5 protein-coding genes and 1 pseudogene are annotated in these 6,558 nt (G+C 73.0%); 3 read left to right on the forward strand and 3 right to left on the reverse strand.

Going from position 1 to position 6,558, the window contains the following annotated elements; genetic code table 11:
• Nucleotides 1–9: 9 nt before the first annotated feature.
• Complete coding sequence (glnA, locus tag LQ51_RS22760) at nt 10–1,359, reverse strand: type I glutamate--ammonia ligase (protein WP_046568911.1); 1,350 nt, start codon at nt 1,357–1,359, stop codon at nt 10–12.
• A 230-nt stretch (nt 1,360–1,589) separates the two neighbouring features.
• Between glnA and LQ51_RS22765 the strand changes: the two genes are divergently transcribed.
• The 3 genes from LQ51_RS22765 to LQ51_RS22775 all read left to right on the forward strand — a co-directional run bounded on the left by LQ51_RS22765 (nt 1,590) and on the right by LQ51_RS22775 (nt 5,033).
• The gene (locus LQ51_RS22765; RefSeq protein WP_046568913.1) at nt 1,590–3,353 is read left to right on the forward strand and encodes an NAD+ synthase; all 1,764 of its coding nucleotides are present in this window, start codon (nt 1,590–1,592) and stop codon (nt 3,351–3,353) included.
• Nucleotides 3,354–3,485: 132 nt separating this feature from the next.
• Complete coding sequence (panB, locus tag LQ51_RS22770; protein WP_046568915.1) at nt 3,486–4,331, forward strand: 3-methyl-2-oxobutanoate hydroxymethyltransferase; 846 nt, start codon at nt 3,486–3,488, stop codon at nt 4,329–4,331.
• A gap of 60 nt (nt 4,332–4,391) precedes the next feature.
• The gene (locus tag LQ51_RS22775; RefSeq protein ID WP_046568917.1) at nt 4,392–5,033 is read left to right on the forward strand and encodes a ribonuclease FAU-1 family protein; all 642 of its coding nucleotides are present in this window, start codon (nt 4,392–4,394) and stop codon (nt 5,031–5,033) included.
• Between the two features lie 3 nt (nt 5,034–5,036).
• Here LQ51_RS22775 and npdG read toward each other — a convergent pair whose 3' ends face one another.
• Nucleotides 5,037–5,735: an NADPH-dependent F420 reductase gene (gene npdG / locus LQ51_RS22780; protein ID WP_046568918.1), complete on the reverse strand. Its 699-nt coding sequence runs from the start codon at nt 5,733–5,735 to the stop codon at nt 5,037–5,039.
• Between the two features lie 576 nt (nt 5,736–6,311).
• A pseudogene (locus LQ51_RS33505) lies at nt 6,312–6,558 on the reverse strand (hypothetical protein); the annotation flags it as partial.

A 6,558-nucleotide genomic window follows, 5' to 3' on the forward strand; every position in this document is an offset into this window, starting at 1 on the left:
CCGGTCGACCTAGAGCGAGAGGTAGCGCTGCCGCTCGTACGGGGTGACCTCGCGGCGGTACTGCTCCCACTCGGCCCGCTTGTTGCGCAGGAAGAAGTCGAAGACGTGCTCGCCGAGCACCTCGGCGACCAGCTCCGAACCGGCCATCACGTCAATCGCCTCGGACAGGTTCTCCGGCAGCGCCTCGTACCCCATGGCGCGCCGCTCGGCGCTGCTCAGCGACCAGACGTCGTCCTCGGCGCCCGGGGGCAGCTCGTACCCCTCCTCGATGCCCTTGAGGCCGGCGCCGAGCATGACCGCGAAGGCCAGGTACGGGTTGGTCGCCGAGTCCAGCGAGCGGACCTCGACCCGGGCCGAGTTCGGCTTGCCGTACGCCGGCACCCGGACCAGCGCGGACCGGTTCAGGTGACCCCAGCAGACGTACGCCGGGCTCTCGGTGATCCGGTCCGGCAGCGCCTGCGGGAAGAGCCGCTTGTACGAGTTGACCCACTGGTTGGTGACGGCGGTGTACTCGCGGGCGTGGGTGAGCAGGCCGGCGATGAACGACTTGGCCACCTTGGAGAGCTTCATCGGGTCGCCGCCGTCGTGGAACGCGTTGCGCTCCCCCTCGAACAACGACAGGTGGGTGTGCATGCCGCTGCCCGGCTGGTCGGTGAAGGGCTTCGGCATGAAGCTGGCCTGCACCCCGGTGGAGAGCGCCACCTCCTTCACCACGTGCCGGAAGGTCATGATGTTGTCGGCGGTGGTCAGGGCGTCGGCGTAGCGCAGGTCGATCTCCTGCTGGCCGGGGGCCACCTCGTGGTGGCTGTACTCCACCGAGATGCCGATCCGCTCCAGCGCCAGCACCGCCTGGCGGCGGAAGTCCCGGGCCACCGCGTGGGTGGTGTGCTCGAAGTAGCCGCCGGTGTCCACCGGGGTCGGCGGCGAGCCGTCCTGGGGGCCGTTCTCCAGCAGGAAGAACTCGATCTCCGGGTGGGTGTAGAAGGTGAAGCCCTTCTCGGCCGCCTTGGACAGCGCCCGGCGCAGCACGTGCCGCGGGTCGGCCCAGGACGGGCTGCCGTCGGGGAGCAGGATGTCGCAGAACATCCGGGCGCTCTCGCCGCTCACCCCGCCCTCGAACGGGAAGACCTGGAAGGTGGTCGGGTCCGGCATGGCGACCATGTCCGACTCGAAGACCCGGGCGAAGCCCTCGATCGCCGAGCCGTCGAAACCGATGCCCTCCTCGAAGGCCGCCTCCAGCTCCGCGGGGGCCACCGACACGCTCTTGAGGGTGCCGAGCACGTCGGTGAACCACAGCCGGACGAACCGGATGTCCCGCTCTTCCAGCGTACGGAGGACGAACTCCTGCTGACGGTCCACTTCCACCCCTCGTGACACGTACGTCCGCACCGGTCGGGCCGGTCCGGCCTGACCGCCCAGTCTCCACCGGCCTCGTTACGCCGACGTTACGCCCCCACCCCGCGTACCGTCCTGCCGTGTCCCGCCCGCAGGGACGCCGCCCCGGACGGCCGGTCCGGACCGCGCCACCGTGGCCGGCGTCTCCCGCGTCCGGCCCGGTTCGACCCGTCCCGCTGGGGCAAGATGAGGGCATGCCCACCCTGCGTCTCGCCCTGTGCCAGGTCAATCCCACCGTCGGCGACGTCGCCGGCAACGCCGACCTGGTCCGTGCCTGGGCGCGCAAGGCCGCCGACGCCGGCGCCCAGCTCGCCCTCTTCCCAGAGTTGATGCTGACCGGGTACCCGGTCGAGGACCTGGTCTTCCGCCGTTCCTTCGTCGCCGCGTCCCGGGCCGCGCTGGAGCGGCTCGCCGCCGACCTCGCCGCCGACGGGGTCGGTGACCTGCCGGTGCTGGTGGGCTACCTCGACGCGGACGGGCCGCCGCAGGTCAGCTCGGACGCGCAGCCGGGCCACGGGGCGCGCAACGCGGCCGCGGTGCTGCACGGCGGCCGGATCGCCGCCACCTACTTCAAGCACCACCTGCCCAACTACGGCGTCTTCGACGAGGACCGCTACTTCGTGCCCGGGGACACCCTCACCGTGGTGCGGGTCGGCGGGGTGGACGTGGCGCTGACCATCTGCGAGGACCTGTGGCAGGCCGGGGGCCCGTTCGCGGTGGCCCGGCAGGCCGGCGTGGGGCTGGTGCTCAGCATCAACGGCTCGCCGTACGAGCTGAACAAGGACGACGTCCGGCTGCCGCTGGTCCGCCGCCGGGCCGCAGAGGCCGGCGCCGCCGTCGCGTACGTGAACATGGTCGGCGGCCAGGACGAGCTGGTCTTCGACGGCGACTCGATGGTCGTCGACGCGGGCGGCACGCTGCTCGCCCGGGCGCCGCAGTTCGTCGAGCACCTGCTGCTCCACGACCTCGAGCTGCCGCCGGCGAAGGAGCCGGTCGACGGGGAGCAGGAGCTGGCGGACGGGATGCGGGTGGTCCGGGCCAAGGTCAGCGACATCCTGCCGCCGGCCGCCACCGACAACGTCGCCGTGGGCGGCATCATCGAGCCCGTCGCCGACGAGGCCGAGGTGTGGCACGCGCTCGTGCTGGGTCTGCGCGACTACGTCAACAAGAACCGCTTCCCGTCGGTGGTGCTCGGCCTCTCCGGCGGCATCGACTCGGCGGTGTGCGCGGCCCTCGCGGTCGACGCGCTCGGCGCGGACCGGGTGGTCGGCGTCTCGCTGCCCAGCCAGCATTCCTCCGAGCACTCCCGGGCGGACGCCGAGGAGCTGGCCAAGCGGACCGGCCTGGACTACCGGATCGAGCCGATCCAGCCGATGGTGGACGCCTTCCTGGCCAACCTGTCGCTGTCCGGGGTGACCGTGGAGAACCTCCAGGCCCGGGTGCGCGGGGTGATCCTCATGGCGCTGTCGAACCAGGAGGGCCACCTGGTCCTCACCACCGGCAACAAGAGCGAGCTGGCGGTGGGCTACTCCACCCTCTACGGCGACTCGGTGGGCGGCTACAACCCGGTCAAGGACGTCTGGAAGACGCTGATCTGGCGGCTGGCCAAGTGGCGCAACGCCGAGGCGGAGCGGCGCGGCGAAACCCCGCCGATCCCGGAGAACTCCATCGGCAAGCCCCCGTCGGCCGAGCTGAGCCCCGGCCAGCTCGACAGTGACAGCCTGCCCGAGTACGACGTGCTCGACCCGATCCTGATCGGCTATGTGGACGGCGACCTGGGCCGGGACGGGCTGGTCGAGTCCGGCCACGACCCGGCGATCGTGGACCGGGTGCTGCGGATGGTGGATACCGCCGAGTACAAGCGGCGGCAGTCCGCGCCGGGCACGAAGATCTCCATCAAGGCGTTCGGCCGGGACCGCCGGCTGCCGATCACCAACCGCTGGCGCGAGGACGGCTGACCACCCGGCGGCGGCCGTCGGCCGGCCGCGAGTGAAATCCTCCACTCCGCCCTGCCGCCGCCCGCTCGTCCGGTGCGACGATCGCGGCGGAACCCGGGGACCGCGAAGGCGGCCTCGAGGAAGGAGAGAGTCATGGTGGAGTCCACCCCGGCCGAGGTGACCGCCCTCTACGGCGGGCCGGCCACCCGGCGGGTCCGTACCCGCGACCTGATCGCCGCCAAGGAGCGCGGCGAGCGGTGGCCGATGCTGACCTCGTACGACCAGTACACCGCCGCGATCTTCGACCAGGCGGGCATCCCGGTGCTGCTGGTCGGCGACTCGGCGGCGAACAACGTGTTCGGCTACGAGACCACCCTGCCGGTGACCGCCGAGGAGCTGCTGCCGCTGGTGCGCGCCGTGGTGCGGGCGACGAAGCACTCGCTCGTCGTCGGCGACCTGCCCTTCGGCTCGTACGAGGAAGGGCCCGCGCAGGCGCTGCGCACCGCGGTCCGGTTCATGAAGGAGGGCGGCTGCCACGCGGTGAAGCTGGAGGGCGGCCGGCGCTGCGCCGCCCAGATCGAGGCGATCGTCGGGGCGGGCATTCCGGTGATGGCGCACATCGGCTTCACCCCGCAGAGCGAGCACACCCTGGGCGGCTACCGGGTGCAGGGCCGCGGCGACACCGCCGAGGAGGTGCTCGCCGACGCCCGGGCCGTGGCCGAGGCGGGCGCGTTCGCGGTGGTGCTGGAGATGGTGCCCGGTGAGGTGGCCAAGCGGATCACCGCCGAGCTGGCCATCCCCACCGTCGGCATCGGTGCCGGCCCGGACACCGACGCCCAGGTGCTGGTCTGGCAGGACCTGGCCGGCCTGCGCACCGGGAAGGCGCCGCGCTTCGTGAAGCGTTACGCGGACCTGGCCGGGGCGCTGACCGACGCCACCCGCCGGTTCGCCGACGAGGTGCGCGGCGGCGAGTTCCCCGCCGCCGAGCACACCTTCTGAGGTACGCCGGGCGGCGCGGCCACGCCCCGCGCCGCCCGCGGCTTCCGGTACGGTGCGTTGATGATCTTCAGAACGGGGCAGGTCATCACCCGCCGTTACCTGCGCGATGGCCGGTGCTCCTGGCTGCAACCCATGCTGGTGGTCGCCGACGACGCGGACGGCCTGCTGCTCTGGCACCCGGTCGGCAGCGACTACGCCCGGCTGGTCGACGCCGACGGCAACACCCTGCACGAGCTTCCCGTCGACCGGATGCGCGACGCGAAGCTGGCCGTCCAGGCCTGGACGGGCTACGACATCCTCGTGCTCATGCCGCCCGCCGCGGCGTACTCGGTGTGGTGGTTCTTCCGGGACGGCGCCTTCGCCGGCTGGTACGTCAACCTCGAGGACCCGTACGCCCGGCGGCCCGACGGCGTCGACACCGTCGACCACGTCCTCGACATCGTCGTGACGCCGCAGCGGCGGTGGGAGTGGAAGGACACCGGCGAGTTTACCGAGCGGATCGGGCACCTGGCCTACTTCGACCGGGCGGCCGCCGACGCCGTCCGCGCGGAGGGCGAGCGGCTGGTCGCGCTCGTGGAGGCCGGCGAGTTCCCGTTCGACGGCACGCACACCGGCTTCCGGCCGGATCCGGGCTGGCCGCCGATGCTGCGCCTCACCCCGGACCTGCTCCGGGCCGCCCAGGCTCCGCGTGCGGGCGGCTGACCGTCAGAGGTCGGTGACCCGGATCCCGGCGTGCGCCTTGTACCGCTTGTTGATCGCGATCAGGTTGGCGGTGAACGCCTCGATCTGGTGCGCGTTGCGCAGCCGGCCGGCGTAGATGCCCCGCATACCGGGGATCCGGGCGGCCAGCGCGGCGACCACGCCGACCAGCTCCCGGTCCTCGGTGCAAATCAGCACGTCCAGGTCGATCCGGTCGACCTCCGGGTCGGCCAGCAGCGGCGCGGAGACGTGGTTGAACGCGGCGCAGACCCGGGAGTCGGGCAGCAGCGCGGCGGCCTGCTGGACGGCGCTGCCCTCCGGCACGGCCAGCGCGTACGGCCCCTGCTTGTCAAAGCCGAGCGGGTTCACGCAGTCGATGACGATCTTGCCGGCGAGCGGGGCGGCCAGGGCGGCGACGGTGGCGGCGTGCCCGTCCCACGGCACCGCGACGATCACCACGTCGCTGCGGCGCGCGACCTCGTCGTTGTCCGCGCCGGTCACCTGGGCGCCGGCCGGCACGCCCGGCAGTGCGGCGATCTCCGCGGCGGCCTGGGCCGCCCGGTCGGCGGCGCGGGAACCGATCAGCACGGCCTGTCCGGCCCGGGCGAACCGGTAGGCGAGTCCCCGCCCCTGATCCCCGGTGCCACCGATGATGCCGACGGTGAGCCCGGAGACGTCGGGCAGGGTGGTCGCGTCGTAAGCCATGCGGCCATCCTCGCAAAGGTCATCGTTCGGTGGGACGGCCGGGCGCTGTGACAATCCCCGCTGCCGGCTCCGCTCGTCGGCCCCCGGGATCTCGCCGCCACCCCCCGTGGGCGACCGCCGCTCGCCCGCCCCGATCGGGAACTCGCCACCATCCAGACGACGGCGTCCCGGCGCGAGCCTGGCGTTCGACGCGAGGGCCCGCATCGCCCGGCGGCCGCTACCGACTTGATGACCAGGCGACGGCGTCCCGGCGCGAGCCTGGCGTTCGACGCGAGGGCCGGCATCGCCCGGCGGCCGCTACCGACTTGATGACGTGAATGACTCAGCCGGCCGGGATCGCTGCGACCAGGTGATCCACCTACGACATCACATCGGTAGGCGGTGACCAGGAGGCGGCCGGCCTGAGGTGCCGGCGGGTCTTGACCAACACCCGACGGTGCCGCCGAGGACCCGCCCCGGTAGCTCAGCGGGCCGTCAGGATGGCGATGAGCCAGTCCGCCCGGTCTGCTCCGCGCCGGAGCGGCATTCCCGACAGCGGTCGCCAGGACTCCGCACCGGAGCGGCCGGCGATGCCGGTCAGGCGCGTTCGAAGAGAACCTTGCGCTCGGCGGGGTCGGCGGTGACCAGGCGGACCGTCACCCGCTCACCGAGCGGCAGCTCGCCCAGGCACCGGGCCCGGACCGGCGGTTCGTCCAGCGCGACGGTGCCGCCGGGCGGGCGGCCGGGCCGGCCGCCACCGTTGGCACCACGATCCGCCCCGGCGTTCCCGGATGACCGCCGCGGGTCGACGCCGGTGGCCTCGGGCGGGCGGGGCGGCTCGGCG

The sequence above is a fragment of the Micromonospora sp. HK10 genome (assembly GCF_000982955.1).
In the GTDB taxonomy this organism is placed as follows: domain Bacteria; phylum Actinomycetota; class Actinomycetes; order Mycobacteriales; family Micromonosporaceae; genus Micromonospora.

Bases quoted from the DNA above. Each gene is read 5' to 3' on its own strand.
- LQ51_RS22765 (WP_046568913.1), top strand. From the start codon at position 1,590: ATGCCCACCCTGCGTCTCGCCCTGTGCCAGGTCAATCCCACCGTCGGC.
- panB (WP_046568915.1), top strand. From the start codon at position 3,486: ATGGTGGAGTCCACCCCGGCCGAGGTGACCGCCCTCTACGGCGGGCCG.
- LQ51_RS22775 (WP_046568917.1), top strand. From the start codon at position 4,392: ATGATCTTCAGAACGGGGCAGGTCATCACCCGCCGTTACCTGCGCGAT.
- npdG (WP_046568918.1), bottom strand. From the start codon at position 5,735: ATGGCTTACGACGCGACCACCCTGCCCGACGTCTCCGGGCTCACCGTC.